Raw genomic sequence first — 24,449 nt, forward strand, 5'->3', positions numbered from 1 at the left:
GTGCTCGAACACGCGGGGTATTATCGCAGCGCGGACGAATCCGACTGCGCCGCCTGCGCCAGCGCCTGCGTATCGACATACTCCCGGATGCTGGTCAGCCTGCCGTCCCGGACCGTGATGGCGAAGATCCAGTCGTCCTCGAACGTCTTGTTCGTGGCCTTGATCCTCCCACTCGCGAAACCGACCACCAGGACCCGGTCGCCCTGCGCCACGAACTCCCGCGGTTCCGTGGACGTCTCGATCGATCTGGCTGCGGTCTCGAGCAGATCCGCCAATTCCGCATGTCCCCGGAAGGTGCCGGCCAGCGGCCAGTCCTTGCCCGGGATGATCCACTCGATATCCTCGGCGACCAGTGCCAGCAGGCTCTTCTTGTCGCCGCGGCCGATCGCGGCGAAGAAGTCCTTCACGGTCTGGACGTTCTTCTCGGTGCCCAAGGTATTTTCGCCTCTCTCGCCGGTGTTCATCGGTCGAACCTGACCAGATCCTTGAAGATCAGGCGGCCCCAGTTCTTGTCGTGCGCCTGAACGAGCAGCCCCCCTTCCGAAAGCCCGCCGAGCTGGATCGGCGCGAAGCCGAGATCTTCCGCCAGCGCGCCGACCTGTGCTGCCGCATCGTCGTCGTCGCTCGACAGGAACACGACGCGCCTGCCACCCTGTACGGCCGGATCCTGGTCCAGCACGGCGGCGACCAGATGGTTGAAGCCCTTGACCACCCTGCCGCCAGCGAACGCGTCCGCGACGATTTTGGCCGAGGGGCGTCCGCCCATGTCCTTCGCGGAAACACCGTACGCATTGGTCACATCGACGATGATCTTGCCCTGCCAGTCCGGCAGCACCTTCGCGACATCGGGGTGCGATTGGAAACGGACGGCCAGGAAGACGACGTCCGCCTCGACCGCCTCCGCGAGCGTCGTGGGCGTGATGCCGGGACCGATCGCTACCGCGGTCGATGCGAAGCTTTCCGGATCGCGCGTGGTGGCGACGGAAACCGCGATCCCCTTGCGGGCGAACGTCTTGGCAAGGGTCTGGCCGATCTCGCCGAACCCGATGATTGCGTAGGTCATGATAATCTCCTTGGGGTTTCGGGCGTTCACAGCTTGTAGCCGCCGCTTGCTTCGATCGTCTGGCCGGTCACCCAGTGGCCATCGTCGGATGCCAGGAACGCCACGACGGCGGCGATTTCCGAAGGCTCGCCAAAGCGCCCGAGCGCGATGTCGGCCTCGACCGCCTTCACCAGTTCTGGGTTCTCCCGGAAGGCCGCGTTCGCGTCGGTCCGCGTAAAGCCTGGCGCGACGGCGTTCGCAGTGATCCCGCGCGGCCCCAGTTCGGACGCGAGCGCATGCGTCAGCGTGTTGATCGCCGCCTTGGCCATCGAGTAGATCGGCGCTGTCGTCACCGGCTTCGTCGCGGCGGCCGACGAGATGTTGATGATCCGCCCGCCATCGGCGAGGCGATCCATCGCGGCCTGGACGATGAAGAACGGCGCGCGCAGGTAGACCGCCATCAGCGTGTCCCAACTGGCAGGCGTCGCGTCCTTGAAGCCGATCCAGCCGGCATTGCCAGCGTTGTTGACCAGGATGTCGAGTGTTTTGCTGCCGTTCCGCTTGGTGAACTCGTGGTCGAGCGTGTCGAACAGGACCGGCACGGTGGCCGGATCCACCAGGTCCGCATGAATCGCGAACGCAGTACCTCCGGCGTTTTCGATGGCCGCGACCGCTTCGTCGACGCCCGATTTGCTGGCGTTGTAGGTCAGTGCGACCGTCGCACCGTCGCGTGCGAGACGTTCGGCGATCGCGCGGCCGATGCCACGCGATGCCCCGGTAACGAGCGCGGTCTTTCCCTTGAGAGGATGGTCCACAGGATTTTCCTTCGTGCTTGGGTGCAGGTGCCGATCACGCGAGCGATCGGCGGGTGGGACGCGTCAGAGCTGCGCGAGGCCACCGTCGACGGCGAGTTCGCTGGCGGTCATGAAGCTGCTGTCCGACGATGCGAGAAAGGCCGCGGCTGCCGCGATCTCGGCCGGGTCGGCCATGCGCAGCAGCGGGGTCATCGCGCCGTAGGCCTTCTGGCCCTCCTCGCCGAGCGCGGCCTTGGCGAGTTCGGTCGCCGTCGCGCCGGGGGACAGGACGTTCACGCGGATGCCGGTACCCTTGAGGTCCTCCGCCCAGCTCCGCGCGAGGTTGCGCACGGCCGCCTTGCTGGCGCTGTAGGCGGTGAACCCCGGGGCGCCCGTGGTGCCCGCGCTCGATCCGGTCAGGATGATCGAACCGCCCTCGCGCATCAGCGGCAGCGCCTTCTGGATGGTGAAGATCGTCCCCTTCACGTTGGTGTCGAAGGTCTCGTCAATGTGTTCCGCGGTGATCTGGCCGAGTGGGAGCGGACTTCCCGCGCCTGCATTGGCAAAGACGATGTCGAGCGTTCCGCGCTCGGCCTTCACCGCGGCGTAGAGTCGGTCGAGGTCGGACTCGTCGGAGACCGAGCCCTTCACCGCGCGGGCATGCGACCCGAGGTCTGCCACCGCGGCATCGAGCGCGTCCTGTCGCCGCCCATAGATGAAGACGAAGGCGCCTTCCTCGATGAACCGCTTTGCCGAGGCGAGGCCGATACCGGTCGCGCCGCCGGTGATCACGGCGGTCTTTCCGTCTAATCTGGTCATGTCGTGCATCCTTGTTCGCCGACCGGGTGTCCGGCCGTCCGGGGATGTTCCCCCCGCGAGCCTCAACATGGGCTCGGCAAAGTCAGTCAGGGATTGTGGAATTCCGCACATCGGTGGTGCGAGAACGATCCTCGGGATGCGTCGTGGGTCTATCTTGAACGTACGTGCTATGCTGGGTTTGCAGCTTGCGGCGCGGGAATGCACCATGATCGACTGGGACGACGTTCGCTACTTTCTGGCCGCCGCGCGCGAGGGGTCGGTGCGCGCTGCCGCCAAGCGTCTCGCGGTGAACCACGCGACCGTGCTGCGACGTATCGCGCATCTCGAACAGCGGCTCGGCGCGCAGATGTTCGAAAAGCTGCCCTCGGGCTACCGCCTGACGACGGCGGGCGAGGAGGTTCTCGAATTCGCGCTGCAAATGGAATCCTCGTCGCACCAACTGGAGGCGAGGGTCTTCGGACGCGACCAGAGCGTGCGCGGGCTTCTGCGGGTCACGCTGACCCCGATCGTCGCAACGCACCTTCTGCTGCCGGATTTCGCCGATTTCGCGCGCCAGCATCCGGACATCGAAATGGAGGTCCAGTCCTCCGGCGACCTCGCGAATTTGACCAATCGGGAGGCCGACGTCGCGATCCGTGTCGTCTACGATCGCAAGACCCTGCCGCTCAATCTGCACGGTTTGAAGGGACCTGAGCTGTTCGGCGGCGTCTACGTCGCCCGTGATCGGCTGGCTGCATGGCGCACGGGCGCGTCCGATACCAAGGATCCCCTCCGCTGGATCGTCATCAGCACGCACGGCATTCCGGATTGGGCCAGCGAAGGCGATGTCCGTACCACCGCGGTTCCCTTCAGGGTCACCGACGCGGGCGCGGAGATCGCCGCCGTCCGGCAAGGGCTCGGCATCACGACGCTGCCATGCTTCGTCGGCGATGCGGACCCGCTGCTGGAAAGAGTGCCGGGCACCGACCTGCACCTGTACGGAACGCTGTGGGTCCTGACGCAGGGGGACACGCGCAAGACGAAGCGCGTCCGGCTGTTCACAGAGCACGTTTCCGGCAGACTTGCCGCCTACGCCCCGCTTCTCGCCGGGCTGTCCGGATCGAGTGATTGACCGCGGAAGGCTGCGCGCAGCACTTGCCGGCCCGCTTTGAGGCTGTTCGATAGGATCCTGACCGCCAGGCAGTATTCGAACACCGATCTGCGGACCGATTCGACAGGCGATGGGTCGTGGTGCCGGTTGCAGGAATCGAACCCGCGACATCCAGTTTACAAAACTGGCGCTCTACCAACTGAGCTAAACCGGCCCGGTGCGCGTCAGGCGTAATCGCCCCATGCTTCAAGATACGCCGAAGGTCCAGCCCTCGGTTTGCGCGATATGCGATGTCATCGCCGCCGGGCGCCAGAGTTCGCGGCGATCGGCGTTGGTGCGGAGCCACGCGGCGGTGAGGATCGCGTCGGTGGCGTGGTCGTCGTAGCGGGCGAGCGGTCGGTGCGGCTGGCTGCCGAGGTTGGCGAGCGCCGCATCCAGCGAGTCGGCATCGCGCATCTTGCTGAGACCCTTGCGGATACCGGCGGCGCGCGCGGCGATGGTGGTGTAGATCTCGACGATCACCGGGCCTTCGGGGGGGAGCGGGTCGAACGGCCAGATCGGTACGCGGCCGGCGAGGCGGTGGAGCACGCGCATGCCGGTAAGGCTCGACTTGCCGACCTGCGCCGCGCCGACGAGGTTGAAGCAGCTCGTCGGGGACAGCCCCATCGTGCGTTGCCCGTGTTCGCAAACGCGCATCCGCCCTGCGCCTCCGGGGAACAGGTCGCCGCAATCGCGGTGCTGGCGGAAGTGGCGGCGGATTTCGGGGTCGGTGAGCAGGCTTAGGACCGCGAGATGCGGATCGGCTGCGGATGCGTCGTCGACCATCTTCCATAGGGCGCGGGCGTCGGACGGACTGTCGGGCGCGCCGGGGAAATACCCACCTTCGTCCACGAACGGGAAGGCGGGGGAGAGGTCGAGCCCGATCAGCGTCGGCACATCCTGCTCGAGCAACCAGTCGAGGACGTCGTCGCGCGACCATGCACTGGCGCTTGGTGGGACAACCAGCGCCGGCGCGGCATCGCCCGTCTCGCAGACCGCGACCGCGATGCCCTTGTGCCGATGCCCTTGCGCGCCGGACCAGTCGATCGCCGCAAACCGCGTGAAGCGTGGTTCAGCCATTCTTCTCGGCGCGCAAGGCATCCCAATAGGCGAGCCGTTCCGACAGCCGCTTCTCGAACCCGCGTTCGGTCGGCGTATAGAAAGTCTGCGCGCTCATCTCGTCGGGCCAGTAATCGGAGCCGGAGAACGCATCCTCCGCATCGTGATCGTACGCATAGCCCTTGCCATAGCCGATATCGCGCATGAGCTTGGTCGGCGCGTTGCGGATCGACGCGGGCGGCATCAGCGAGCCGGTCTCGCGCGCCGATTTCCAGGCTGCCTTCTGCGCCTTGTAGACCGCGTTCGATTTGGGCGCGGTCGCGAGATAGACGCACGCCTGCGCGATCGCCAGTTCGCCCTCGGGGCTGCCGAGGAAGTCGTACGTGTCCTTGGCGGCGATGCACTGGACCAGCGCCTGAGGGTCGGCGAGGCCGATATCCTCGACCGCGGCGCGTGTCAGGCGACGGAGCAGGAACAGCGGTTCCTCGCCCGCGGTCAGCATCCGCGCGAGATAATAGAGCGCGGCTTGCGGATCGCTCCCGCGGATCGATTTGTGGAGCGCGGAGATGAGGTTGTAATGCCCCTCGCGATCCTTGTCGTACACCGCAACGCGGCGTTGCAGGAAGTTCGAGAGGCCGGCGGGATCGAGCGGCTCGGGCAGGTTCACCGAGAACAGCGTCTCCGCCTGGTTGAGCAGGAAGCGGCCGTCGCCATCGGCGCTCGCGATCAGCGCGTCCTTGGCGGGCGGGGTGAGGGGGAGGGGGCGCTCCATCTCCGCTTCGGCGCGGTCGAGCAACTGTTCGAGCGCGCCACGGCCGAGCCGTTCCAGGATCAGCACTTGTGCGCGGCTGAGCAAGGCGGCGTTGAGTTCGAACGACGGGTTCTCGGTGGTCGCGCCGACCAACGTTACCGTGCCGTCCTCGACGTACGGCAGGAAACCGTCCTGCTGCGCGCGGTTGAAGCGGTGGATTTCGTCCACGAACAACAAGGTGCGCTTGCCGATCTTGGCATGCTCGCGTGCCTCGGCGAACGACTTCTTGAGGTCCGCGACGCCGGAGAACACCGCCGAGATCGCGACGAACCGCAGGTCGACCGCGTCGGCGAGCAACCGCGCGATCGTCGTCTTGCCGGTGCCGGGCGGGCCCCACAGGATGATCGAGGACAGGCGGCCGGCCGACACCATCCGCCCGATCGCGCCTTCGGGGCCGGTGATGTGATCCTGCCCGACTACCTCGCTCAACGTGCGCGGACGCAGGCGGTCGGCGAGCGGCGCGTTTTCGGGATGCGTTTCGGTGGGGGCGGCGGGTTCGAAGCCCGCGAATAGATCGGCCATGGGGGGAAGATAGGGGCGGGGGGGCGGTTTGCCCATCCGTCGGCCATCCGAGCGTAATCGTCCTCCTCCCCCGTATCGTCACCGTTACACGCGTCGTCATCCCCGCGAAGGCGGGGATCCATACTGGCTGACGGCATGCATGCTCGCTCGGTTCGAGGGTCTGGGTCCCCGCCTCCGCGGGGATGATGGAGGAGGGAAACATAAAATTGCCGCGGCCCCCCTTGAACAAGAAACAGTCTGCGATATATCGCAACTCATGAATGAAGATATATCGGAGAACACTCAAATGCGTTTTGGTATGGGATATGGAGCTTGGACCGGCGGTCCTCGTGGTGACGGCGAAGGCCGCGGTCGCCCCGGCCATGAAGGTCATGGTCGCCACAGCCATCGCGGCGGCCCCGGTGGTCGGCGGCGCCTGTTCGATGGCGGCGAGCTGAAGCTCGTGATGCTGAAGCTGATCGCCGACGCACCGCGCCACGGCTACGACCTGATCCGCGAGATCGAGGGGCTGACCGGGGGTGGCTATGCGCCGAGCCCGGGCGTCGTCTATCCGACGCTCAGCATGCTCGACGAGATGGGGCTGATCGAGGAGCAGCTGTCGGAAGGTGCGAAAAAGCGCTTTGCGACGAGCGATGAAGGGCGCGCGCATCTGGCCGAGAATGCGGCCGTGGTGGACGGTCTGTTCGCGCGGCTGGCGGCGGTCGGGGCGGAGTCCGAGCGGACCGATGGCGCGCCGATCCGGCGGGCGATGGGCAATCTTCGGCAGGTGCTCCAGCACCGGCTGATGCGCGAGGACGTCAACGAGGACACGCTGCACGAAGTCGCGGCGTTGCTCGACGAAGCCGCGCAGAAGATCGAGCGGCTCAAGTGAGCGTCTCGGTCGCGAGGGTGCCGACGCATTCGGCCAGCAAGTATCTCCAGCAGCTCGCCAAGCACTGGAGCCACAAGATGGAGGTCACCTTCTCGGAAGAAGAGGGGCGCATCGCCTTCCCGAACGGGGCGGTTCTGGAGATGCGTGCGGACAGCGAAACGCTCGACGTCGCGCTGACCGTGCCGGAGGCAGAGGACGTCGAGCGGATGCGTGGGGTGGTGTCGAGCCACCTCGACCGGTTCGCTTTCCGCGAGGCGCCGCTGACGTTCGACTGGACAACGCCTTGAATTAATCCTCCCCCGCCAGGGGGAGGTGGCAGGCGGCAGCCTGACGGAGGGGGAGGCAAGCGAAACCTTTGTTCCGTGTCCTCCCCCTCCGTCACCTTCGGCGACACCTCCCCCTGGCGGGGGAGGATCGCCCGGGCGGTAACCTGAATCCCGGTCTAAGCCCCCCGCCGCGCCATCACCTCGAGATACGTATCCAGTACCGACTGGTTGATCGTATCCCAAAGATACCCGGCAGCCTTGTCGTGCCCGGCCCAGCCCATCGTCTCGCGCAGCCCCGGCTCCGAGACGATCCGGCCGATCGCATCCGCATAGCCGGCGATATCGGTCGGCGGCACGAGAAACCCGGTCACGCCGTCATCGACCAGTCCGACCGCACCCGACGCGCGGGCGGCGACGACGGGCACGCCCGCCGCCATCGCCTCAAGCGTCACGTTGCCGAACGTCTCGGTCACGCTCGGATTGAAGAACACGTCCATCGACGCGACCGCGCGACCCAGATCGTCGCCCGATTGGAACCCTGCGAACACCGCACCCGGCACGCGGGCGGCGAACCAGTCGCGCGCGGGTCCTTCGCCGATCACCAGCACCTTGTGCGGCACGCCGCGCTGTTCCAGTTCGCGGATTACGTCGGCGAAGACGTCGAGACCCTTCTCCTTCACCAGCCGCCCGAGAAACCCGACCGCAACCTCGCCGTCGGCAATTCCGCGCGCACGGCGCCACTCGAGATCGCGGCGCGTCGGCGTGAAGCGGTCGTGGTTCACCCCGCGCGACCAGATCGCGGTCGGCGTCGTCACGCCCCAGTCGCGGACGATTTCCGCCATGCCGCGCCCGGGCACCAGCACTTCGTCGACACGGTTGTAGAAGCGCGTGAGAATCTTCACCATGATCGGCTCGAAGAACGCCATCTTGTAATAGCGGAAATACGTCTCGAACCGCGTGTGCAGCGACGCCACCGTCGCGATGCCATTGCGATGGCCATAGCTGATCGCGCGGTGGCCAAGGAAATCGGGCGCCGACACATGGACGATGTTCGGCGCGAACGCATCCAGATCGCGCCGGATCGCCGCCGGCAGCCCGCGCGCCATCTTGTATTCGCCACGCCCCGCCGGCAGCGGCAGCGATGGCACCGCGACCAGATCGCCGGTCGGCGGGAAGGCGGGCTTGGCGTTGGTCGGCGAGTAGACACGCACTGTCGCGCCCTTCGCCAGCAGATGGCCGACGAGCAGATTGAGCGCCTGGTTTGCGCCATCGCGAACGTAATTATAGTTGCCGCTGAACAGGGCGATGCGCAGGTCGGTGGCTTGCATCGTCGCGCGGATAACGCCGGGTTTCCCGAAGCGCCACTAAATCCGCAACTTGTCGCGCGCGCGCCCCATTGATGTTCCCGTATCGTTCTCGTACATCGGCGGCATGGCGAAACCCCAGAAGCGTTACGTGTGTCAGGCCTGCGGATCGGTGTCGCACCGCTGGGCGGGGCAATGCGCCGATTGCAGCGAGTGGAACACGCTGGTCGAGGAGGCGAACACCGCCGCTACGCCGTTCCATTCGAAGCATAATCTTCAGACCGGCGGGCGGGCGATCCAGCTCGTCGGGCTCGATGCCGAGATCAAGCTGCCGGACCGGATGGCGACCGGGATCGCCGAACTCGATCGTGCGCTGGGCGGCGGGTTCGTCGAGGGTTCGGCGACGCTGATCGGCGGCGATCCCGGCATCGGCAAGTCGACGCTGTTGTTGCAGGCGGCTGCAAAGATGGCGCTGGCGGGGCAATCGGTCGCGTATGTTTCGGGCGAGGAGGCCGCGGACCAGGTCCGCCTGCGCGCGCGGCGGCTCGGGCTTGGCAATGCGCCGGTTCAGCTCGCGGCGGCGACGTCGACGCGTGATATTCTGACAACTTTGCAGACGCGGCCGCCCGCCATGCTGGTGATCGATTCGATCCAGACGATGCACTCCGACCTGATCGAAGGCGCACCGGGTACGGTCAGCCAGGTACGGGCGTCGGCGCAGGAGTTGATCCGGTTTGCCAAGGAACGCGGCACCGCGGTCGTGCTGGTCGGGCACGTGACGAAGGACGGCTCGATCGCCGGCCCTCGCGTGCTGGAGCATATGGTCGACACGGTGCTGTCGTTCGAGGGTGAGCGCAGCCACCAATACCGCATCCTGCGCGCGATCAAGAACCGCTTCGGCGGGACCGACGAGATCGGTGTGTTCTCGATGCAGACGGAAGGGTTGGCGGAGGTCGGTAATCCGTCTTCGCTGTTTCTCACGCACCGCGATGACGCGATGACCGGGGCGACGGTGTTTCCGGCGCTGGAGGGGACGCGGCCGGTGCTGGTCGAGATCCAGGCGCTGACGGTCCGGCTGGCGTCTGGCGCAACGCCGAGACGTGCGGTGGTCGGCTGGGATTCGGGTCGTCTTGCGATGATCCTGGCGGTGCTGGAGGCGCGGTGCGGGCTGAGTTTCTCGAACGCGGAAGTGTATCTCAACATCGCCGGCGGGTACCGCGTGCAGGACCCGGCAGCGGACCTCGCAGTGGCGGCGGCGTTGATCTCGGCGATGTCGGAGCGTCCCGTGCCGGTCGATGCGGTGGCGTTCGGCGAAGTCGCGCTGTCGGGCGAGATCCGCCCGGTCGCACATGGCCCGCTGCGCTTGAAGGAAGCGAGCAAGCTCGGTTTCGAACGCGCATTGGTGCCGGCGTCGATGACGGGTGAGAAGAGCGGCATGAAGCTGTCGGGCTTCAAGACGCTCGCGTCGTTCGTCGATCACATGATGGGACGGGGGTAAGTTTATCGCAGGGGGCAGCGGCGCGTCGTTCCGCTGCGAAAGCGGGGATGCATAACCTTGAGGGGGGGAGGCATGGATTGCCTCGTTCGCGATTATGGGTTCTCGCCTCCGCGGGAATGACGGGAGTAGGCAGCGCCGGCGAGAACGCTCGCACTAGCGGTTCGCGCCCCGCGTCCCTATTCCAGACAGCATGAACCTCACTGCCCTAGACATCGTCGTCCTGATCGCCGTCGCCGGGTCCGCGGTGCTGGGGCTGCTGCGCGGGTTCGTCACCGAAGTGCTGTCGATGTTCGCCTGGGTGGCGATGGTGGCGATGTTGAAGCTGTTCCACATCCCGCTCGCCGCCGCGCTGTCGCCGATGGTCGGCACGGTTGGCGGTGCCGCGGTGCTCGCGTTCGCGATCATCACCGGCGTCACCTATATCGGCGGGCGGCTGGTCGCCAACGCGATCGGGGCGCGGACGCGGACGTCGATCCTCGGGCCGGTCGATCGTGCGCTCGGCTTCGGGTTCGGCGCGCTCAAAGGGCTTATCCTCGCCAGCCTCGTCTTCCTGCTCGCGACGCTCGTCATGGACACGATGAGTGGCGGACCGTCGCGCCGGCCCGGCTGGATGACGACGTCGCGGACCTATCCGCTGCTCAACGCGACGAGCGCGGGAATCGCCGATTTCGTCGACCGCCGCCGCCGCGGCAAACCTGTTTTCGGCGCAACCACGCCGCCTTCCCGATCCGATAACGCAAGCGAGCCGAAGCCATGAGCGCGCCCCTCTACAATGCCGAGATCCTGCGCCTTGCCGCGACGATCCCGCACCATGAACGCCTGCTTGAGCCGATGGCAACCGCGGAGAAGCGTTCGCCGATCTGCGGCAGCCGCGTGACGATCGACGTTGCGGTCGACGACGACGGCAAAGTCAGCGAGGTCGGCCTGCTGGTCCGCGCCTGTGCGCTCGGCCAGGCATCGTCGTCGCTGCTGGCGTCGAACATTCTCGGTCGCACCCCCGCCGAACTTGCCGCGACGCGCGACGCGCTGACGGCGTGGCTTGCACGCGAGGGCGATGCGCCCGATTGGCCGGGGATGGACATCTTCACTCCCGCGCTCGACTACACTGCGCGCCACCCCTCGATCCGGCTCGCGTTCGAAGCCGCGGCCGAGGCTGCCGATACCGCTGCAAAGGCGAAGGTCTGATGGCGGAGGGCACGGCCCCGTCGCTGCTGCGCGACGGCGTCGTACTGCTCGGGTTCGGGCTGATGTTCGTGTTGCTGTTCCGCCGGCTCGGGCTCGGCGCGACGCTGGGGTATCTGGTCGCGGGTGCGGTCGTCGGGCCGCATGTCCTCGGTTTGGTCGGTGATGCTGAATCGAAGCTCGGGTTCGCCGAACTCGGCATCACGCTCCTGCTGTTCATCGTCGGGCTCGAACTGAATCCGTCGCGGCTGTGGAAGATGAAGGAGGAGATCTTCGGATTGGGCCTTCTCCAGGTCGCGATCTGCGGGCTCGCGATTACTGCGATCGTCTGGGTCGGCGCGAAGTTCTCGCTCCCCGCCGCGCTCGCGCTCGGCCTACCGCTGGCGCTGTCGTCAACCGCGCAGGTGCTGCCGATGCTGCGCTCGTCGGGGCGGATGCGGACGCCGTTCGGCGAGCGCGCGTTCTCGATCCTGCTGTTCCAGGACCTCTCGATCGTTCCGCTGATCACGATCGTCGCAGCGATGAGCCGCAACCCTGCGGACGCTAACGCGCCTCCGGGCTGGCTGCTGGCGATCTATACTGTGTTGGCGGTCGTCGGATTGGTCGTCGCAGGGCGTTTCCTGTTGCGCCCGTTCTTCCGGCTGATCGGCAATCTGGGCGAGCGCGAGATGTTCGTGTTCGCCGGCCTGTTCACAGTCATCGCCAGCGCCGCGATCATGGAATGGCTCGGGCTGTCGACCGCGCTCGGGGCGTTCATCGCCGGCGTTATGCTCGCGGACAGCCCGTATCGGCATGAGCTCGAAGCCGATGTCGAGCCGTTCCGCTCAATCCTGCTCGGGTTGTTTTTCCTCGCGGTCGGCATGGTGCTCGACTTGGGCGCGATCGCCGAACGCCCGTTCTTCGTGATGGCGATGGCCGCCGCGCTGATCGCGACCAAGACCAGCGTCATCATGCTGATCGGCTTGGCGTTCAAGATGACGTGGCGGCAGGCATTCGCGCTTGGGTTGCTGCTGAGCCAAGGCGGCGAGTTCGGCTTCGTGCTGTTCGCGCAGGCGCAGGCCGGGTTGCTGATTGAACCGCAGGCGGCCAGCCTTTTCGGCGCGATCATCACGCTGTCGATGGCGACGACGCCGTTCCTGATGGGAATCACGCGGCGTTTCCGGACCGAGCCGATCGCCGAGGGGCAGGAGCGCGACGGCCCCAAGGTCGACGGCGCGAATGCGATCATCGTCGGCTATGGGCGGTTCGGCCAGACAGTCGGCCAGATGCTGCTCGCACAGGATATCCCGGTGACGCTGATCGACACCGATATCGAGATGATCGACATCGCCGGCGAGTTCGGCGCGAAAGTCTATTACGGCGACGGCACGCGGCTCGACCTGTTGCGGCAGGCGGGCGCGGCGGAGGCGGAGATCATCTGCTTCTGCATGGACGGCGACCAGCTCGATCCCGACACGATCGAAGGCGTGCATGAGGCATTCCCGGACGCTGCGATCTACGTCCGCGCATTCGATCGCCGTGCACTGGTGAAGTTGAAGAACACGTCGGCGACCGCGGTTGTGCGCGAAGTGATGGAGTCCGCGGTGAAGATGGCGCGGCTCGCGCTGCGCGGGCTGGACGTGTCGCCGGCGGATATCGACCGTGCGGAAGAGCAATACCGGTCGCGCGACAAGGAGCGGTTGCAGCTCCAGATCGACTCCGGCGACATGCGCGCGGCACGGGCCGAGACCGCCAAACGCTTTCCCTGGGGGAATGATACGCAATGATCATCGCCATTCTTGCGGCCTTGTCGGGCGCGATCGCGGTCGCGGCGGGGGCCATGGGGTCGCATTGGGCGGGTGATGCCGCGCGTGAGTTGTTGAAGACCGGCAGCCATTATCAACTGGTCCACGCGGTCGCGGCGCTGGTTGCCCTCAAGATGGATGCACGTGGCCCGGCTTGGCTCTTCGTTGTCGGTGGTTTGCTCTTCGCTGGATCGCTTTACGGCCTGGCTGCCGGTGGTGGGCGATGGCTCGGTCCAATCACGCCGATCGGTGGCGCATTGTTGATCGGCGGATGGTTGTGGCTGGCTTGGAGCGCGGCCCGCACCTGACCTCGTTGTTCACCCGCCTTCGCGGGTGAACAAGCTTCTTGCTGGTCTTCGGACGCTACCGCTTCTTCCGGCAGGCGTCGGAGCAGTAGATCACGCTGTCCCAGTCGCGCGCCCATTTCTTTCGCCACGTGAACGGCCGCTCGCACGCGGGGCACACCTTCGTCGGCAGGTTCTGCTTGGCGACACCGTTGGGCATCAGCGGGGCTGCGCGTCGAGGAAGGTCTCGACGTCGGCGAGGTCGACCGTCTTGTCGAGATACGTCTGGCCGATCCCGCGCGCGAGCAGGAAGGGCAGGGTGCCCGCCGCCATTTTCTTGTCGTACCGCATGTGATCGACCAGCCGCCCACCGCTCGCGCCAACCTTCGCAATTGCCAGACCGTCGGGTAGCCCAACGCCGCGCCAATGCGCCGCTACACGCTCGGCATCCTGACCCGAGCAGATGCCCTGCGAGGCCGAGAACCCGAACGCCAGCGAACAGCCCGCCGCGACACCCTCGCCGTGAATCAACGCCTGGGAGAACCCGGTCTCAGCCTCGAGCGCATGGCCAAAGGTATGCCCGAGATTAAGCAAAGCGCGCGTCCCGTTGGTCTCATGCTCATCCGCCGCGACGATCCGCGCCTTGGCCGAAACGCTGTGCGCTATCGCATATTCACGCAGGCCGATGTCGCCCGCCAACAACGCCGCGCCATTCGCCTCGCACCATTCGAAGAACGCGAAGTCGTCGATCAGTCCGTATTTCACGACCTCGGCATAGCCAGCGCGCAGCTCGCGGATCGGCAGCGTGTCGAGCACCTGCGGGTCGATCAGCACCATCACCGGCTGGTGAAACGCGCCGATCAGGTTTTTCCCCGCCTTCGTGTTGATCGCGGTCTTGCCGCCGACCGAGCTGTCGACCTGCGCGAGCAGGCTCGTCGGGATCTGCACGAAGTTGCACCCACGCTTCAGGATCGAGCAGGCGAACCCGACCAGGTCCCCCATCACACCGCCACCCAGCGCAACGACGTGATCGCCGCGCTCGACACCGAGTTCGAGCAGCCGGTCGCACAGCATCTCCAGCGTCGCCCAGCTCTTGCTGCCCTCGCCCGGCGCAAGGACAATCGCCTCCGACGCGATCCCCGCCGCAGTCAGCGAAGCCTGCAGCGTCGCCAGATGCACCGACAAATTCTCGTCGGTGACGATTGTCACGCGCCGGCCCTTCGCAAGCGGGGCAAGGAGCTCACCCGCCCGCGCGAGCAATCCAGCCTCGATATGGATCGGATAGGTCCGCGCACCCAGTTCGACGGTAACGGTCTTCATCGGCCAAGCGCTCTCAGGATAGCGGCGACGGTCGCTTCGTGCGGCGTCTTGTTGCTGACAATGTGGATGTGCGCCTGCGCGTAGATCGGGTTGCGCACGCGCGCCAGTTCGGCGAGCACTTTCCCCGCATCGCGGTTGCGGAGCAGCGGGCGGGTGTCGCGCCGGCCGACGCGCTCGACAAGGATGTCGGGATGCGCGCTGAGCCACACCGACACCGCGTCGCGCAGGATCAACGCCCGCGTGTCGTCGTTGATGAACGCGCCGCCGCCGGTCGCGATGATCTTGGGCGTACCGTCGATCAGCCGCGCGATCACGCGGCGTTCGCCGTCACGGAAATACTCTTCGCCGTATTTGGCGAAGATCTCGGCGACGGTCATCCCCGACGCGGCCTCGATCTCGTGATCGGCATCGACGAACGGCAGGTTCATGCGCAGCGCGAGGCGGCGGCCGACGGTGGTCTTGCCGACGCCCATCAGCCCGACGAGCACGATCGGGCGATCGATCGGGGCAGGGCGGCGACCGCCCGAAGGTCCGCCTGAAGGGTTGTGGCTTTGCAACATCGTAGCCCGCGCTATACAGCGGCTCCGCGCGAGGGCAAAAGCTCTTGGCGCGCGATATTTCGCCGATCGTCCATTGCCCCGTTCACTACAAGGTTACGTCGTATGTCCCGTTTCATCGTCTCGGTCGTCGTCGTTCTTGTGGTCGTGGTCGGCGGCCTGTTCCTGTTGGCAGGCCGCGCGACCGAGCGTCCGCAGAGCCACGTCGAAAAGGCCGTGACGCTTGCGAACCTCTCTTAAGGCATCCCTAGCGGCAGCGGTTGCCGTCGGAGCCTTGGTCGCGCTGGGACCGGCGATCGGGCAGGATCGGCCCGAATCGATCCTGCCGCCGGGGTTCGGCGAACCGACGCCTGCGCCCGCACCGCGACCGACGCCGCCTGCCGGTACGCAGCCGCCCCGTCCGACGGGGCCGACGCAGCCGAGCGCGCCGCAGCCGGCTCCGTCCCCCGCACAGCCGGGCGCGATGATCCAGCCGCTGCCGGCGACGACGCCGGGCGACGCGCCGTTGGTGCCCCCTGTCGCGACGCCTGCGCCGGTCGATCCGGCGGTGCTCGCGCAGTACGAGATGCCGGCGTCCGCGCGTCGCTCGCTCGCGACGGTAGGGCCAGTCACGGCTAGCGAAGGCGGTCTCGATACCGATGCGTTCGGTGACGCGGACGGCCAATATGTCGAGACGCTGATGCGCCGCCTCAGTGCGCCGCTGCCGTCGCGCTGGATGTCGATCCTGTTGCGGCGCGCGTTGGTGTCGCATGTCGATACGCCCAGCCGCACCAATGGCGCGGACTTCGCCGCCGAGCGCGCGTGGCTGTTGCTGCGAATGGGCGAATCGGTCGCCGCCCGTGCGGTTGCGCAGAACGTCGATACCGACAACTACACGCCGAAGCTTTATCAGGTCGCGATGAACACCGCGCTGGCGACGGGCGATCCGGCGGGCCTGTGTCCGTTGGTGACGGGCGCGATGCGCTACGCCCCGGCGCGCGGCTGGACGATGGCGCAGGCGATGTGCGCCGGGCTGTCGGGCAATCCCGCGCAGGCAAGCCCGCTGATCGCGACCGCCAAGCGCCGCAACGTCGCCAGCGGTGTCGACCTGCTGCTCGCGCAGAAAGTCGTCGGTGCGGGCGCGCAGGGGCGTCAGGCCGTGACGATCGAATGGGACGGCGTCGACCGGCTGACCGCGTGGCGGTTCGGGCTCGCGATGGCGACCGGCGTCACCGTGCCGGACGAGTTGTACGGTACGGCAGGTCCGCAGGTGAAATACTGGCAGGCGCTGTCGCCCTCCGTCGCGCTCGGCGATCGGCTGGCCCCGGCGGAGGCTGCCGCGGGGCAGGGGGTGCTCTCCAGTGCCGCGCTCGTCGATCTCTACGCTGCGGCTGCGACCGACGACGATACGCAGAGTGGCGCGACCGCGACCGCCAACGATCTCCAGACCGCCTATGCCGATCGCAACCCTGATTCGCGGCTCACCGCGCTGCGTCAGCTATGGGGCGGCGCGAACGCGCGTCCGAGCTATGCGCGGCTCGTGCTGACCGCGCGCGCGGCGGCACGGATGAACCCGGCGCTGGCGAAGGCCGAAGCCGATCATCTGGTCGCATCGATGCTGTCTGCCGGACTCGATCGCACCGCAGCGCGCTGGCTGGGCTCGGTACCCGCCGGCAGCGACGCCTGGGCGATGATAATGCTCAGCGATCCAGACGCGTATCGCCGCCTGAGCTATTCCGACCTCGCGTCCTATACCGGTGGCGAAGGTGATTCGGCGTTGAAGCAGCGCATGCTGTTCGCAGGGTTGGCAGGCCTCGGTCGCCTCAACCAGGGCGATATCGAACGCGCGGCACAGTCGCTCGGCGTTCGCATCGGCGCGGACAATGCCTGGACCCGCGCGCTAGATAGCGCTGCCCGTGACGGCCAGGCCGGGACGGTCGTACTGCTCGCAGCCGTCGGCATGCAGGCGGGGAGCTGGAAAGACATCCCCCCGGAGGCGCTGTACCGCATCGTCGGCGCGCTGCGCGGCGTCGGTCTCGACGGCGAGGCGCGGATGATCGCGGCCGAGGCGATCGCGCGCGCGTGAGCCACGGTAGCGATCGCGCGCTGATCGATCGGTTCCTGGAAATGATGACTGCGGAGGTCGGTGCCGCGGCCAACACCGTCGCCGCCTATCGAAGCGACCTGACGCTTGCCTCGCAGGCGCTGGAAGGTGGACTGGTCGACGCGGATGCGGACGCGCTGGCCAGGCTCGCGAGCGGGTGGTCAGCCTTGTCCCGCTCGACCGTGGGCCGGAAGTCCGCCTCGCTCCGCCGCTTCTTCGCGTTCCTCGCGGACGAAGGCCACCGTGCCGACGATCCCGGCAAGGCGCTGCCCCGACCCGGCACCGCACGCACCTTGCCGAAGATTCTCAGCCATGCCGACGTCGACCGCCTGTTCGCTGCGATCGCCGAGCGCGCCGCCCGCGATCCGCTCGACCCCAACGACCTGCGTCTTTCCGCATTGTTCGAGCTTCTCTACGGCTCCGGCCTGCGCGCGACCGAACTCGTCAGCCTGCCGCGCAACGCGGTCCACCCCGATCGCCCGTTCCTGATCCTGCGCGGCAAGGGCGGGCGCGAGCGGCTCGTCCCCATCTCCGACCGAGCGCGCGCCGCCGTCGCGATCTGGCGCACCCACGTCGCGACCGATCGTCTCTGGCTGTTCCCCTCGGGCAAGGGCCATCTCTCGCGCATCCGCCTGTATCAACTCGTGAAGGCGATCGCCGCCGAGGCAGGCATCCCCCCCGACCGCGTCAGCCCGCACGTCCTGCGCCACGCCTTCGCAACGCATCTGCTCGCCGGCGGCGCGGACCTGCGTGCGCTGCAATCGATGCTCGGCCACGCCGATATTGCCACCACGGAGATCTACACGCACGTCGATTCGAGCCGCCTCGTCGAGCTGGTCAACACGCGCCACCCTTTGGCGGATATGCCGCCGCGTTGACGCGGGCGGCGCCGCACCGTAACCGCCGCTGATGCCAAGCTTCCTCGACTTCGAGAAACCGATCGCCGAACTCCAGGGCCGGATCGACGAACTCCGCGACACCGCCGCCGAAGGCAGCGTCGACCTCGCCACCGACATCGCCCGCTTGCAGGCGAAGTCCGACAAGCTGCTGAAGGACACGTTCGCGCGCCTGACCCCGTGGCAGAAGACGCAGGTCGCGCGTCATCCCGAGCGTCCGCACTTCAAGGATTACGTCGCCGCACTGTTCGACGAATTCGTGCCGCTCGCCGGCGACCGCGCCTTCGGCGACGATCAGGCGATCATCGGCGGCTTCGCGACTTTCCGCGGGCGTAAGATCATGGTGCTCGGCCATGAAAAGGGCGACGACACCGCAAGCCGCCTCCGCCACAATTTCGGCATGGGCAAGCCCGAGGGGTACCGCAAGGCAATCCGTCTGGTCGAACTCGCCAACCGATTCGGCCTGCCGATCATCACTTTGGTCGACACGTCCGGCGCATTCCCCGGGATCCAGGCGGAAGAGCGCGGCCAGGCCGAGGCGATCGCCCGCTCGACCGAAGCGTGTCTCAACGCCGGCGTGCCGATCGTCTCGGCGATCGTCGGCGAAGGCGGCTCGGGCGGCGCGGTCGCGCTCGCTGCGGGCAACCGCGTGCTGATGTTCGAACACGCGGTCTATTCGGTGATCAGCCCCGAGGGCTGCGCGTCGATCCTGTGGCGCACCGCCGACAAGGCACCGGAGGCCGCAGAAGCGATGCGGATCACCGCGCAGGACCTGAAGTCGTTCGGCGTGATCGACGATATCGTGCCGGAGCCGTTGGGTGGCGCGCACCGCGACTGGGCGACGGCGATCGATGCTCTGGGGAATGCGCTGTCCCGCGCGCTAGGCGATCTCGATGCACTGGGTCCCGCCGACCTGCGACGCGATCGACAGGCGAAGTTCCTGAAGATGGGACGGCTCTGACGACGCCATGAAAAGGGCGGCGAAACCGGAGTTTCGCCGCCCAAATCTCGTTCTCAGGACCGTCGATCAGCCGGTCTTGGCAAGGCCGTTCGAGACGTTGTTGAACGTCTTGTTCAGGTTGGAACCGAGCGTCGTCATCGTGGCGATGGCGGCAACGGCGATCAGCGCGGCGATCAGGCCGTACTCGATAGCGGTCGCGCCCTTGCTGTCCTTGAAAAACTTGCGAATCGTCTTCATTCCGGTCTCCATCGTTGGATTGCTTCAGTGTCACCCGGCTGCACCGGACGGACCGGATCAGCAGTTCGAGAAATACAAGTGGTGGGTTGAGAAAGGTTTAAGGCGGACGCGGATTCTTTTTCCTGGCGTCAGCGCACTTTCGTCACCTTGCTGCTCACATTGTTCCACATGCCAGTGGTCGAACCGGCAAGCGCCGTCAGGCCCGCGAACATGGCAACGACCACGAGAGCGACGATCAACCCGTATTCGATGGCCGTCGCCGCTCGCGGCTCGCGCAACGCGCGCACGATCGTTCGGGTGACTTCGCTCATTGCGTTACGTATCGGGCTCATGGCTGCTATTTATTCACGGGGGAATTAAGGAATGACCAACGATCCACCGGGTCGCAGCCGGCCGTCTTCGAACGACCTGATCTTGCCGGTCGTCGCTGCGGCGCTCGTTGATATCGAGGGGCGCGTCCTGCTCCAGCAGCGGCCCGAGGGCAAATCGCTCGCGGGCCTGTGGGAGTTTCCTGGCGGCAAGGTCGAGCCCGGCGAGACGCCGGAGGCAGCGCTGATTCGCGAGCTGGAGGAGGAACTGGCGATTGCCGTGCCGCACGCCTGCCTTGCGCCTGCCGCCTTCGCCAGCGCTCCGCTCGGCAATCGTCACCTGCTGCTGTTGCTCTATATAACGCGCAAATGGAGTGGGGTGCCTCGCGCGATCGAGGCGACCGCGCTGCGGTGGGTCAGGCCGACGGACATGCATGCCCTGCCCATGCCGCCCGCCGATCGGCCGCTGATCGGCCTGCTCGACGCGCTGATCTGAGGACCAGGCGGGCACAGGCGCGCCTTGCATGCATCCGAACAGGGGGCCTGATGGTTGATGCAAGGGTATGTCGGCGCGCCGCTCAACCTTTGGCTCGTCACCATGGCGGGTCGGCATACTCCCTGTTCAAATTTCGACTTGATCGGAGCGTCGAGCACGCGCATGGTCGGCGGTGCCGGCTACGTCCCCAAGACCGTATCCGGCTAGCCAGACTACGGCTCGCACGCGTTATTCCCTTTTCTCGCGCGAGCCGTTTCCGTTGTCACGAGGTGACAGGCAACGGCGTTTAAATTTTTCTCGAACTTTAAGGGGCTTAGCCGGCGATGGGTGAAAGGCCGTTAGTGGCCGACGCCGCCAAACCCTCACGCTGCAGGCGTTTTCTTACGCCACCTCGGACAAAGAGGATGGAGGCCCGACCGGGCCTTGAATAATCGTTTCTTAACAGCAGGTTGCACTGGCTAACAAAGTGCTGCCGATCAACGGTATTCTGCGGTGTCCCATGTGTAATGGCTAACCCATTAAAGGAGCGGCGACCCATCGAGAGAATGTTGGGCGGTAAGTTTTGCGGGATGACAACCTTGTCGTACGGTCGCGCGATGCAGCATGATCCCCATTCCGTCGTCGACCCCAAGGGCGACCTTGATCGGCGCTCGATAAGTTTTTCGCAAGCCGAGGGGGCGGTTGCACTGCCGTCGCAGCTTGCTCTTCGGGAAGTCTCTAACGAACTTATCGCCCGCTTGTGGGACGTCATACAGAGTTCGCTCAGATCGACTCAACGCACAACGGGGCTCTCATACGCGGAGCTTGGCGGGGTTTGGCCTGATATCCTCCGTAAATGGCATATTGAGTTTGAACATGGGTTCGCAGACGAATATTCTAAGAGGGTCCAAAGTTGGGAACCTAGAATCAAAGCGATATTCGCATCGCGAGACTATTTAAAGATATTTGACTTTATTCAGTTTGTTGCACGGCGCATCGGAACTGATGGGTCTCTATACAAAGCTCTACAAACGGCGCTGACGGTATCGAGATCCGCCTATCTACTGCACGACGGGACGTTATTTCCCAAAGTTAGTGAAGAGGAAGGGGCGGCCTTAACGCTCGCGCTTAACCTCCTTGGGAAAAACCGCCTTACCGGTGCACGGAAGCATCTGTTTCAGGCCGGTTTGTCACTGTCATCCGGTGATTACCCTGGCAGCGTGCGCGAGAGTATAAGCGCGGTTGAAAGCGTTGTTCTCGTGCTTGACCCTAGTACCGATAAGATCGGCGCTGCGTTGTCCAATCTGGAGCGCGCCGGCAAAATCCATCGAGGCTTAAAAACTGCCTTCGGGGCGCTGTACGGTTATACCTCTGACTCCGAAGGCATTCGACACGCGCTGGTGTTCGAGAATGCCGCCACTGTTGACGAAACCGATGCCATTTTCATGCTCGGGGCTTGCGCTAGCTTCGTTACCTTTGTCATCCGAAAGGGAGCTTTGACGGAATGAACGAGGCGCAGCGGAGCCTCGCTACGGGATCGCTGGGAGTCAACACTCTATTGCGGTAGCGAATTGTGTTGCTCAACTAAGAAAACGATTGCCGCTGCGGTCTGGTGTAACTGATAGGCGGCAAGGTGTTTATCTACTGCACGGGCTTTAGGTCCTGCTCCGTGAGCACCCATGCGGTTCCTAATCGTAGCGACGCCGCTTTCGAGCATGGACCTCAGCGCCGTGAACTGTGACTGCATATATTGGGGGACGAAGTCATGCGCGAATGCTGCGCCCACCAATTTACTTGCGGTATCGTTTGAGCCGATCGCCCAGCCCCTTGCTTCGCCTATGACTTTGAGAACGCTCTCAAATGCCTTTGCGCAATCAACTAACGAGCTCTCGTAGTCACCCGCGCGAAAAGCCGCATGAGCGTCTAGGTACTCCTTGTCCGCCGAGCTAAATTCTGGGCTAGATAAAAGAACCAGCGCAGGCACTACTACCGACGTGTGTACAACGAGATTGTCGATACGAATGAGTTGGTTAGAGGCAAATTCGTAGCCCACCGCGGCTTCTTGGAGCCGAGCGTTTATCTCCGCAACCTTGTCCGCGCCATTAGACTTTTGGCCGCGCCGAAAAGCCAAGAGGTACTGAATGGCACTTTCAATACCATCTAATAAGACATCGATATCTTGCTCTTTTAGAAGCCAATTACAAAATTCAAGGTCAAGCTGTTCATAGCCATCAGTGAGGTGAAAGACTCCCTTATCTTTGCGAAGTTCAACGACAATTGCGTTCCACCAACTCGCATTAGTGTTATAGTCACCGTATTCGCCGAAGCCTTCCATCAATATCTGAACGATCTGAACGCGAACTTTGTTCGAGAAAGCGTCGTAAATATAGACATCGCGTGGTCCCGCAGCGGCTTCGCGTTTCCGGCGAGAGAACGTTCTTGGTAAAGCCATCGTGACCTCAGAGGATTTGCGCGGGCGCGTCGAAGGGTTTGTTCGACTGAGGCTCTCATAAGGAGATTGGGAGGTCAAGAATTTGGGAGGTGCGCCTTCAAGTGGCGCTACCCCTGGCGTCTGCAGTGCGATTGCTCCCAATGCTGCACTTTCGAGCCGTTCACGAGGGAAGAGCGCAGGCAAACCGCTGTAGTCAGCGGTCGCTATGGGCGGTTTGCGATACCAGCGCGATACCAGACCGTTTGAGGGATTGCCCCGACAGACCCGCTGGCATTAGCTTGCGATATGACGAAGAACACCCCACCAAAAATTACCACGTATGCCGTGCCTGCAGACCGTAGCATGAAGTCCAGGCTTCAAAGCAAAGACGAACAGGCGAGCAAGGGGAGCCTTCCTCGCGGAACGCGGTTCGCATTCCGATCCGACGGTTCATGCTACCCCGTCATTCCATCCCCGTTCTCCGGCGTAGGAATCGGCGGTTCGTTCGGGGATGACGATGACGGAGAAGCCACGCTTTGGGGACTTGGTGCGACAAATATTCCCCCTGTTTTTGCCCGCAAATCGAAAGCGATAAACTTAGATCCGGAGCCGCTGAAAACAGGGGAGCGGGGTTTAGTATTGATGCCGCCGATGCGGTTTGATGGCGATCAAGTAAAAATGAAGAGTCGGATCGACCGCCAAGAGTTGCGCCTCGGCCTTTTGTTATGGGACCGGATCGATTCCCCGACGAGTAACATTATCCTCACCAACATTGGTACGGACGGGCAATTTCTTCTTGCCGAAGGTTTTGTCCAACGATCGCATATAGAATATTCTCCCGGCCCCGATGGCATCGCCGACGCACTCGATGCTCCTCTTACCGCGTTCAGATCACTCGACGCTCGCGAACCGGGTCAGTGGAGCCTCGCTCGAGGAGACCGCTCTCTCTCGTTTGCTAAGCCTGAAGCGATGCCGGAAAGGGGACTGTTACTTTCTCTATACCAGGCAATCCCGGTGCCAGACGGCGACACTCCCTTGGACGATGTGCTAGATTTCAAGGCGAAGCGTCGTTCCGAACTCATTGCTCTCCGCACTCATCTTGAAGATGTTTATAGGGATATCATATCATCCCCGGACCGTGATTTAGCGATGTCGAGTGAGCTAACTAAACTGGATGAGAGTATCGCTAATCTCGCCAAAGCATCGAAGGAAGCTTCTTTCAGTGTTCGTCTTTCGGATATCAAGGCGAAGATCGATTGGCCGACATGGCTCGCAGGTTCTAGCGCTTTCGTGAAAAGTTCGGAAACTGGGCTTGGCCTTACTGCCTCGGTATTTGCTGGAGTAGCGGCGGCCGCGACGGCGTCACTGCGTCTGGACGTTGGAATGAGGTCAAAGGCCGCTTCGTCCAATCCGTTTGAGTATGTCGCGCATTTTAGCGATGAACTTGTATGGGCGAAGTGACGCTTTAGCCGTGGAGCCGTAAAGTCGTTTGATATCAACGCCTGTTGCCCGAAGGTATGCGGTTTCAACCGTAAAGGATATCAGAGGGTTGTACGGCCGGGGGCATCGCGGATACCTTAGGTGGATGGACCAAGCACCCAACCTCAACGACGCTTCGTCGCCGACTTCCCGTCGAGTGACTGACCGCGAAGTGATGATGAAGGCAGCCAATATCCTTGCCGAGCATGGTGCCCTGACGTCGGACTATATCATTGAGCAGCTGGGCGACGTTCTAGGCGATCACGTGGCGGTCGAGGACTGGCGCCGGATAGCGGCAGCGGTCGACGCGATCAGCGACGCGACACCTCAATAGGCT

Annotated in this window: 29 protein-coding genes and 1 tRNA gene; 16 read left to right on the forward strand and 14 right to left on the reverse strand. The window is 64.7% G+C overall.

Annotation, left to right across the window (positions count from 1 at the left end; genetic code table 11):
* Positions 1-20 precede the first annotated feature (20 nt).
* The 4 genes from C8J45_RS08670 to C8J45_RS08685 all read right to left on the reverse strand — a co-directional run bounded on the left by C8J45_RS08670 (position 21) and on the right by C8J45_RS08685 (position 2,655).
* Positions 21-464, reverse strand: a complete 444-nt coding sequence (locus C8J45_RS08670) for a nuclear transport factor 2 family protein (RefSeq protein ID WP_219907362.1) — start codon at positions 462-464, stop codon at positions 21-23.
* The gene (locus C8J45_RS08675) at positions 461-1,063 is read right to left on the reverse strand and encodes an NADPH-dependent F420 reductase (RefSeq protein WP_107963009.1); all 603 of its coding nucleotides are present in this window, start codon (positions 1,061-1,063) and stop codon (positions 461-463) included. The genes C8J45_RS08670 and C8J45_RS08675 overlap by 4 nt, the downstream gene beginning before the upstream one ends.
* A 26-nt stretch (positions 1,064-1,089) precedes the next feature.
* Positions 1,090-1,857, reverse strand: coding sequence for an SDR family NAD(P)-dependent oxidoreductase (locus tag C8J45_RS08680; protein ID WP_107962840.1), 768 nt, complete (start codon positions 1,855-1,857; stop codon positions 1,090-1,092).
* Between the two features lie 63 nt (positions 1,858-1,920).
* Positions 1,921-2,655, reverse strand: coding sequence for an SDR family NAD(P)-dependent oxidoreductase (locus C8J45_RS08685; protein WP_107963010.1), 735 nt, complete (start codon positions 2,653-2,655; stop codon positions 1,921-1,923).
* Positions 2,656-2,860: 205 nt separating this feature from the next.
* Here C8J45_RS08685 and C8J45_RS08690 point away from each other — a divergent pair, with 205 nt between their 5' ends.
* Entirely contained in the window at positions 2,861-3,766 is a 906-nt protein-coding gene (locus C8J45_RS08690) for a LysR family transcriptional regulator (protein ID WP_107963011.1), read from the forward strand.
* 117 nt (positions 3,767-3,883) lie between these two features.
* On the opposite strand, the gene C8J45_RS08695 is transcribed toward C8J45_RS08690, so the two are convergent.
* The 3 genes from C8J45_RS08695 to C8J45_RS08705 all read right to left on the reverse strand — a co-directional run bounded on the left by C8J45_RS08695 (position 3,884) and on the right by C8J45_RS08705 (position 6,176).
* A tRNA-Thr gene (locus C8J45_RS08695) sits at positions 3,884-3,959 on the reverse strand.
* Between the two features lie 32 nt (positions 3,960-3,991).
* Positions 3,992-4,864 carry a hypothetical protein gene (locus tag C8J45_RS08700; RefSeq protein ID WP_107962841.1) on the reverse strand — a complete coding sequence of 291 codons (873 nt, stop codon included), beginning with the start codon at positions 4,862-4,864 and terminating at the stop codon, positions 3,992-3,994.
* Positions 4,857-6,176 (reverse strand): replication-associated recombination protein A, encoded by a 1,320-nt coding sequence (locus C8J45_RS08705; RefSeq protein WP_107962842.1) that lies wholly within the window; start codon positions 6,174-6,176, stop codon positions 4,857-4,859. The genes C8J45_RS08700 and C8J45_RS08705 overlap by 8 nt, the downstream gene beginning before the upstream one ends.
* A gap of 286 nt (positions 6,177-6,462) precedes the next feature.
* Between C8J45_RS08705 and C8J45_RS08710 the strand changes: the two genes are divergently transcribed.
* Positions 6,463-7,047: a PadR family transcriptional regulator gene (locus C8J45_RS08710; RefSeq protein ID WP_107962843.1), complete on the forward strand. Its 585-nt coding sequence runs from the start codon at positions 6,463-6,465 to the stop codon at positions 7,045-7,047.
* Positions 7,044-7,334 carry a DUF2218 domain-containing protein gene (locus C8J45_RS08715; RefSeq protein WP_107962844.1) on the forward strand — a complete coding sequence of 97 codons (291 nt, stop codon included), beginning with the start codon at positions 7,044-7,046 and terminating at the stop codon, positions 7,332-7,334. Before C8J45_RS08710 ends, C8J45_RS08715 begins: the two co-directional genes overlap by 4 nt.
* Before the next feature lie 155 nt (positions 7,335-7,489).
* On the opposite strand, the gene C8J45_RS08720 is transcribed toward C8J45_RS08715, so the two are convergent.
* Entirely contained in the window at positions 7,490-8,641 is a 1,152-nt protein-coding gene (locus C8J45_RS08720) for a glycosyltransferase family 1 protein (protein ID WP_107962845.1), read from the reverse strand.
* Positions 8,642-8,744: 103 nt separating this feature from the next.
* On the opposite strand from C8J45_RS08720, the gene radA reads away from it, so the two are divergent.
* The 5 genes from radA to C8J45_RS08745 all read left to right on the forward strand — a co-directional run bounded on the left by radA (position 8,745) and on the right by C8J45_RS08745 (position 13,389).
* Complete coding sequence (gene radA, locus C8J45_RS08725; protein ID WP_093399340.1) at positions 8,745-10,115, forward strand: DNA repair protein RadA; 1,371 nt, start codon at positions 8,745-8,747, stop codon at positions 10,113-10,115.
* A 190-nt stretch (positions 10,116-10,305) separates the two neighbouring features.
* Positions 10,306-10,872 carry a CvpA family protein gene (locus tag C8J45_RS08730; RefSeq protein ID WP_107962846.1) on the forward strand — a complete coding sequence of 189 codons (567 nt, stop codon included), beginning with the start codon at positions 10,306-10,308 and terminating at the stop codon, positions 10,870-10,872.
* Entirely contained in the window at positions 10,869-11,300 is a 432-nt protein-coding gene (locus C8J45_RS08735; RefSeq protein ID WP_107962847.1) for an iron-sulfur cluster assembly scaffold protein, read from the forward strand. Before C8J45_RS08730 ends, C8J45_RS08735 begins: the two co-directional genes overlap by 4 nt.
* Positions 11,300-13,063, forward strand: a complete 1,764-nt coding sequence (locus tag C8J45_RS08740; RefSeq protein WP_107962848.1) for a cation:proton antiporter — start codon at positions 11,300-11,302, stop codon at positions 13,061-13,063. Before C8J45_RS08735 ends, C8J45_RS08740 begins: the two co-directional genes overlap by 1 nt.
* On the forward strand, positions 13,060-13,389 hold the full coding sequence (locus C8J45_RS08745; RefSeq protein WP_107962849.1) for a DUF423 domain-containing protein: 330 nt from the start codon (positions 13,060-13,062) through the stop codon (positions 13,387-13,389). The genes C8J45_RS08740 and C8J45_RS08745 overlap by 4 nt, the downstream gene beginning before the upstream one ends.
* Before the next feature lie 55 nt (positions 13,390-13,444).
* On the opposite strand, the gene C8J45_RS08750 is transcribed toward C8J45_RS08745, so the two are convergent.
* Genes C8J45_RS08750 through C8J45_RS08760 form a run of 3 tightly spaced genes read right to left on the reverse strand, consistent with a single transcriptional unit; the run spans position 13,445 to position 15,245 of the window.
* Positions 13,445-13,585, reverse strand: coding sequence for a DUF2256 domain-containing protein (locus C8J45_RS08750; protein WP_082444318.1), 141 nt, complete (start codon positions 13,583-13,585; stop codon positions 13,445-13,447).
* Complete coding sequence (aroB, locus tag C8J45_RS08755; protein WP_107962850.1) at positions 13,585-14,685, reverse strand: 3-dehydroquinate synthase; 1,101 nt, start codon at positions 14,683-14,685, stop codon at positions 13,585-13,587. The genes C8J45_RS08750 and aroB overlap by 1 nt, the downstream gene beginning before the upstream one ends.
* Positions 14,682-15,245, reverse strand: a complete 564-nt coding sequence (locus C8J45_RS08760; protein WP_056062416.1) for a shikimate kinase — start codon at positions 15,243-15,245, stop codon at positions 14,682-14,684. The genes aroB and C8J45_RS08760 overlap by 4 nt, the downstream gene beginning before the upstream one ends.
* Positions 15,246-15,347: 102 nt before the next feature.
* Between C8J45_RS08760 and C8J45_RS19580 the strand changes: the two genes are divergently transcribed.
* From C8J45_RS19580 to C8J45_RS08775, 4 genes are read left to right on the forward strand one after another with little or no spacing between them, the layout of a single operon-like run.
* Complete coding sequence (locus tag C8J45_RS19580) at positions 15,348-15,482, forward strand: hypothetical protein (protein ID WP_258191373.1); 135 nt, start codon at positions 15,348-15,350, stop codon at positions 15,480-15,482.
* Positions 15,466-17,307 carry a hypothetical protein gene (locus C8J45_RS08765; RefSeq protein ID WP_107962851.1) on the forward strand — a complete coding sequence of 614 codons (1,842 nt, stop codon included), beginning with the start codon at positions 15,466-15,468 and terminating at the stop codon, positions 17,305-17,307. Before C8J45_RS19580 ends, C8J45_RS08765 begins: the two co-directional genes overlap by 17 nt.
* A complete protein-coding gene (locus tag C8J45_RS08770) occupies positions 17,304-18,203 on the forward strand; it encodes a tyrosine-type recombinase/integrase (protein WP_258191374.1) in 900 nt (299 codons plus the stop codon). Before C8J45_RS08765 ends, C8J45_RS08770 begins: the two co-directional genes overlap by 4 nt.
* A 31-nt stretch (positions 18,204-18,234) precedes the next feature.
* Entirely contained in the window at positions 18,235-19,182 is a 948-nt protein-coding gene (locus C8J45_RS08775; protein ID WP_107962852.1) for an acetyl-CoA carboxylase carboxyltransferase subunit alpha, read from the forward strand.
* 66 nt (positions 19,183-19,248) lie between these two features.
* On the opposite strand, the gene C8J45_RS08780 is transcribed toward C8J45_RS08775, so the two are convergent.
* Positions 19,249-19,419 (reverse strand): Flp family type IVb pilin, encoded by a 171-nt coding sequence (locus C8J45_RS08780; RefSeq protein ID WP_107963013.1) that lies wholly within the window; start codon positions 19,417-19,419, stop codon positions 19,249-19,251.
* A gap of 128 nt (positions 19,420-19,547) precedes the next feature.
* Positions 19,548-19,730 (reverse strand): Flp family type IVb pilin, encoded by a 183-nt coding sequence (locus tag C8J45_RS08785; RefSeq protein WP_107962853.1) that lies wholly within the window; start codon positions 19,728-19,730, stop codon positions 19,548-19,550.
* Positions 19,731-19,782: 52 nt separating this feature from the next.
* Between C8J45_RS08785 and C8J45_RS08790 the strand changes: the two genes are divergently transcribed.
* Together C8J45_RS08790 and C8J45_RS08795 are read left to right on the forward strand one after the other, a co-directional pair.
* The gene (locus C8J45_RS08790; RefSeq protein ID WP_107962854.1) at positions 19,783-20,223 is read left to right on the forward strand and encodes a (deoxy)nucleoside triphosphate pyrophosphohydrolase; all 441 of its coding nucleotides are present in this window, start codon (positions 19,783-19,785) and stop codon (positions 20,221-20,223) included.
* A 596-nt stretch (positions 20,224-20,819) separates the two neighbouring features.
* Positions 20,820-21,710: an AbiJ-NTD4 domain-containing protein gene (locus C8J45_RS08795; protein WP_146168594.1), complete on the forward strand. Its 891-nt coding sequence runs from the start codon at positions 20,820-20,822 to the stop codon at positions 21,708-21,710.
* 47 nt (positions 21,711-21,757) lie between these two features.
* Here the strand turns inward: C8J45_RS08795 and C8J45_RS08800 are convergent, their stop codons facing one another.
* Complete coding sequence (locus tag C8J45_RS08800) at positions 21,758-22,837, reverse strand: STM4504/CBY_0614 family protein (protein WP_146168595.1); 1,080 nt, start codon at positions 22,835-22,837, stop codon at positions 21,758-21,760.
* A 102-nt stretch (positions 22,838-22,939) separates the two neighbouring features.
* Between C8J45_RS08800 and C8J45_RS08805 the strand changes: the two genes are divergently transcribed.
* Positions 22,940-24,094 (forward strand): DUF6236 family protein, encoded by a 1,155-nt coding sequence (locus C8J45_RS08805; protein ID WP_146168596.1) that lies wholly within the window; start codon positions 22,940-22,942, stop codon positions 24,092-24,094.
* Positions 24,095-24,269: 175 nt separating this feature from the next.
* Positions 24,270-24,446, forward strand: a complete 177-nt coding sequence (locus tag C8J45_RS19175; RefSeq protein ID WP_181321161.1) for a hypothetical protein — start codon at positions 24,270-24,272, stop codon at positions 24,444-24,446.
* Positions 24,447-24,449: the final 3 nt, after the last annotated feature.

The sequence above is a fragment of the Sphingomonas sp. PP-CE-3G-477 genome, assembly GCF_003050745.1.
GTDB lineage: Bacteria > Pseudomonadota > Alphaproteobacteria > Sphingomonadales > Sphingomonadaceae > Sphingomonas.

What these genes read in the sequence shown, in the direction of transcription:
- C8J45_RS08700 (WP_107962841.1), bottom strand. Translation starts at nt 4,864, where the DNA reads ATGGCTGAACCACGCTTCACGCGGTTTGCGGCGATCGACTGGTCCGGC.
- C8J45_RS08785 (WP_107962853.1), bottom strand. Translation starts at nt 19,730, where the DNA reads ATGAGCGAAGTCACCCGAACGATCGTGCGCGCGTTGCGCGAGCCGCGA.
- C8J45_RS08775 (WP_107962852.1), top strand. Translation starts at nt 18,235, where the DNA reads ATGCCAAGCTTCCTCGACTTCGAGAAACCGATCGCCGAACTCCAGGGC.
- C8J45_RS08735 (WP_107962847.1), top strand. Translation starts at nt 10,869, where the DNA reads ATGAGCGCGCCCCTCTACAATGCCGAGATCCTGCGCCTTGCCGCGACG.
- C8J45_RS08745 (WP_107962849.1), top strand. Translation starts at nt 13,060, where the DNA reads ATGATCATCGCCATTCTTGCGGCCTTGTCGGGCGCGATCGCGGTCGCG.
- radA (WP_093399340.1), top strand. Translation starts at nt 8,745, where the DNA reads ATGGCGAAACCCCAGAAGCGTTACGTGTGTCAGGCCTGCGGATCGGTG.
- C8J45_RS08790 (WP_107962854.1), top strand. Translation starts at nt 19,783, where the DNA reads ATGACCAACGATCCACCGGGTCGCAGCCGGCCGTCTTCGAACGACCTG.
- C8J45_RS08720 (WP_107962845.1), bottom strand. Translation starts at nt 8,641, where the DNA reads ATGCAAGCCACCGACCTGCGCATCGCCCTGTTCAGCGGCAACTATAAT.
- C8J45_RS08730 (WP_107962846.1), top strand. Translation starts at nt 10,306, where the DNA reads ATGAACCTCACTGCCCTAGACATCGTCGTCCTGATCGCCGTCGCCGGG.
- C8J45_RS08750 (WP_082444318.1), bottom strand. Translation starts at nt 13,585, where the DNA reads ATGCCCAACGGTGTCGCCAAGCAGAACCTGCCGACGAAGGTGTGCCCC.
- C8J45_RS08690 (WP_107963011.1), top strand. Translation starts at nt 2,861, where the DNA reads ATGATCGACTGGGACGACGTTCGCTACTTTCTGGCCGCCGCGCGCGAG.
- C8J45_RS08710 (WP_107962843.1), top strand. Translation starts at nt 6,463, where the DNA reads ATGCGTTTTGGTATGGGATATGGAGCTTGGACCGGCGGTCCTCGTGGT.
- C8J45_RS08805 (WP_146168596.1), top strand. Translation starts at nt 22,940, where the DNA reads ATGACGAAGAACACCCCACCAAAAATTACCACGTATGCCGTGCCTGCA.
- C8J45_RS19580 (WP_258191373.1), top strand. Translation starts at nt 15,348, where the DNA reads ATGTCCCGTTTCATCGTCTCGGTCGTCGTCGTTCTTGTGGTCGTGGTC.
- C8J45_RS08705 (WP_107962842.1), bottom strand. Translation starts at nt 6,176, where the DNA reads ATGGCCGATCTATTCGCGGGCTTCGAACCCGCCGCCCCCACCGAAACG.
- C8J45_RS08675 (WP_107963009.1), bottom strand. Translation starts at nt 1,063, where the DNA reads ATGACCTACGCAATCATCGGGTTCGGCGAGATCGGCCAGACCCTTGCC.
- C8J45_RS08740 (WP_107962848.1), top strand. Translation starts at nt 11,300, where the DNA reads ATGGCGGAGGGCACGGCCCCGTCGCTGCTGCGCGACGGCGTCGTACTG.
- C8J45_RS08795 (WP_146168594.1), top strand. Translation starts at nt 20,820, where the DNA reads ATGCAGCATGATCCCCATTCCGTCGTCGACCCCAAGGGCGACCTTGAT.
- C8J45_RS08760 (WP_056062416.1), bottom strand. Translation starts at nt 15,245, where the DNA reads ATGTTGCAAAGCCACAACCCTTCAGGCGGACCTTCGGGCGGTCGCCGC.
- C8J45_RS08685 (WP_107963010.1), bottom strand. Translation starts at nt 2,655, where the DNA reads ATGACCAGATTAGACGGAAAGACCGCCGTGATCACCGGCGGCGCGACC.
- aroB (WP_107962850.1), bottom strand. Translation starts at nt 14,685, where the DNA reads ATGAAGACCGTTACCGTCGAACTGGGTGCGCGGACCTATCCGATCCAT.
- C8J45_RS08780 (WP_107963013.1), bottom strand. Translation starts at nt 19,419, where the DNA reads ATGAAGACGATTCGCAAGTTTTTCAAGGACAGCAAGGGCGCGACCGCT.
- C8J45_RS08670 (WP_219907362.1), bottom strand. Translation starts at nt 464, where the DNA reads ATGAACACCGGCGAGAGAGGCGAAAATACCTTGGGCACCGAGAAGAAC.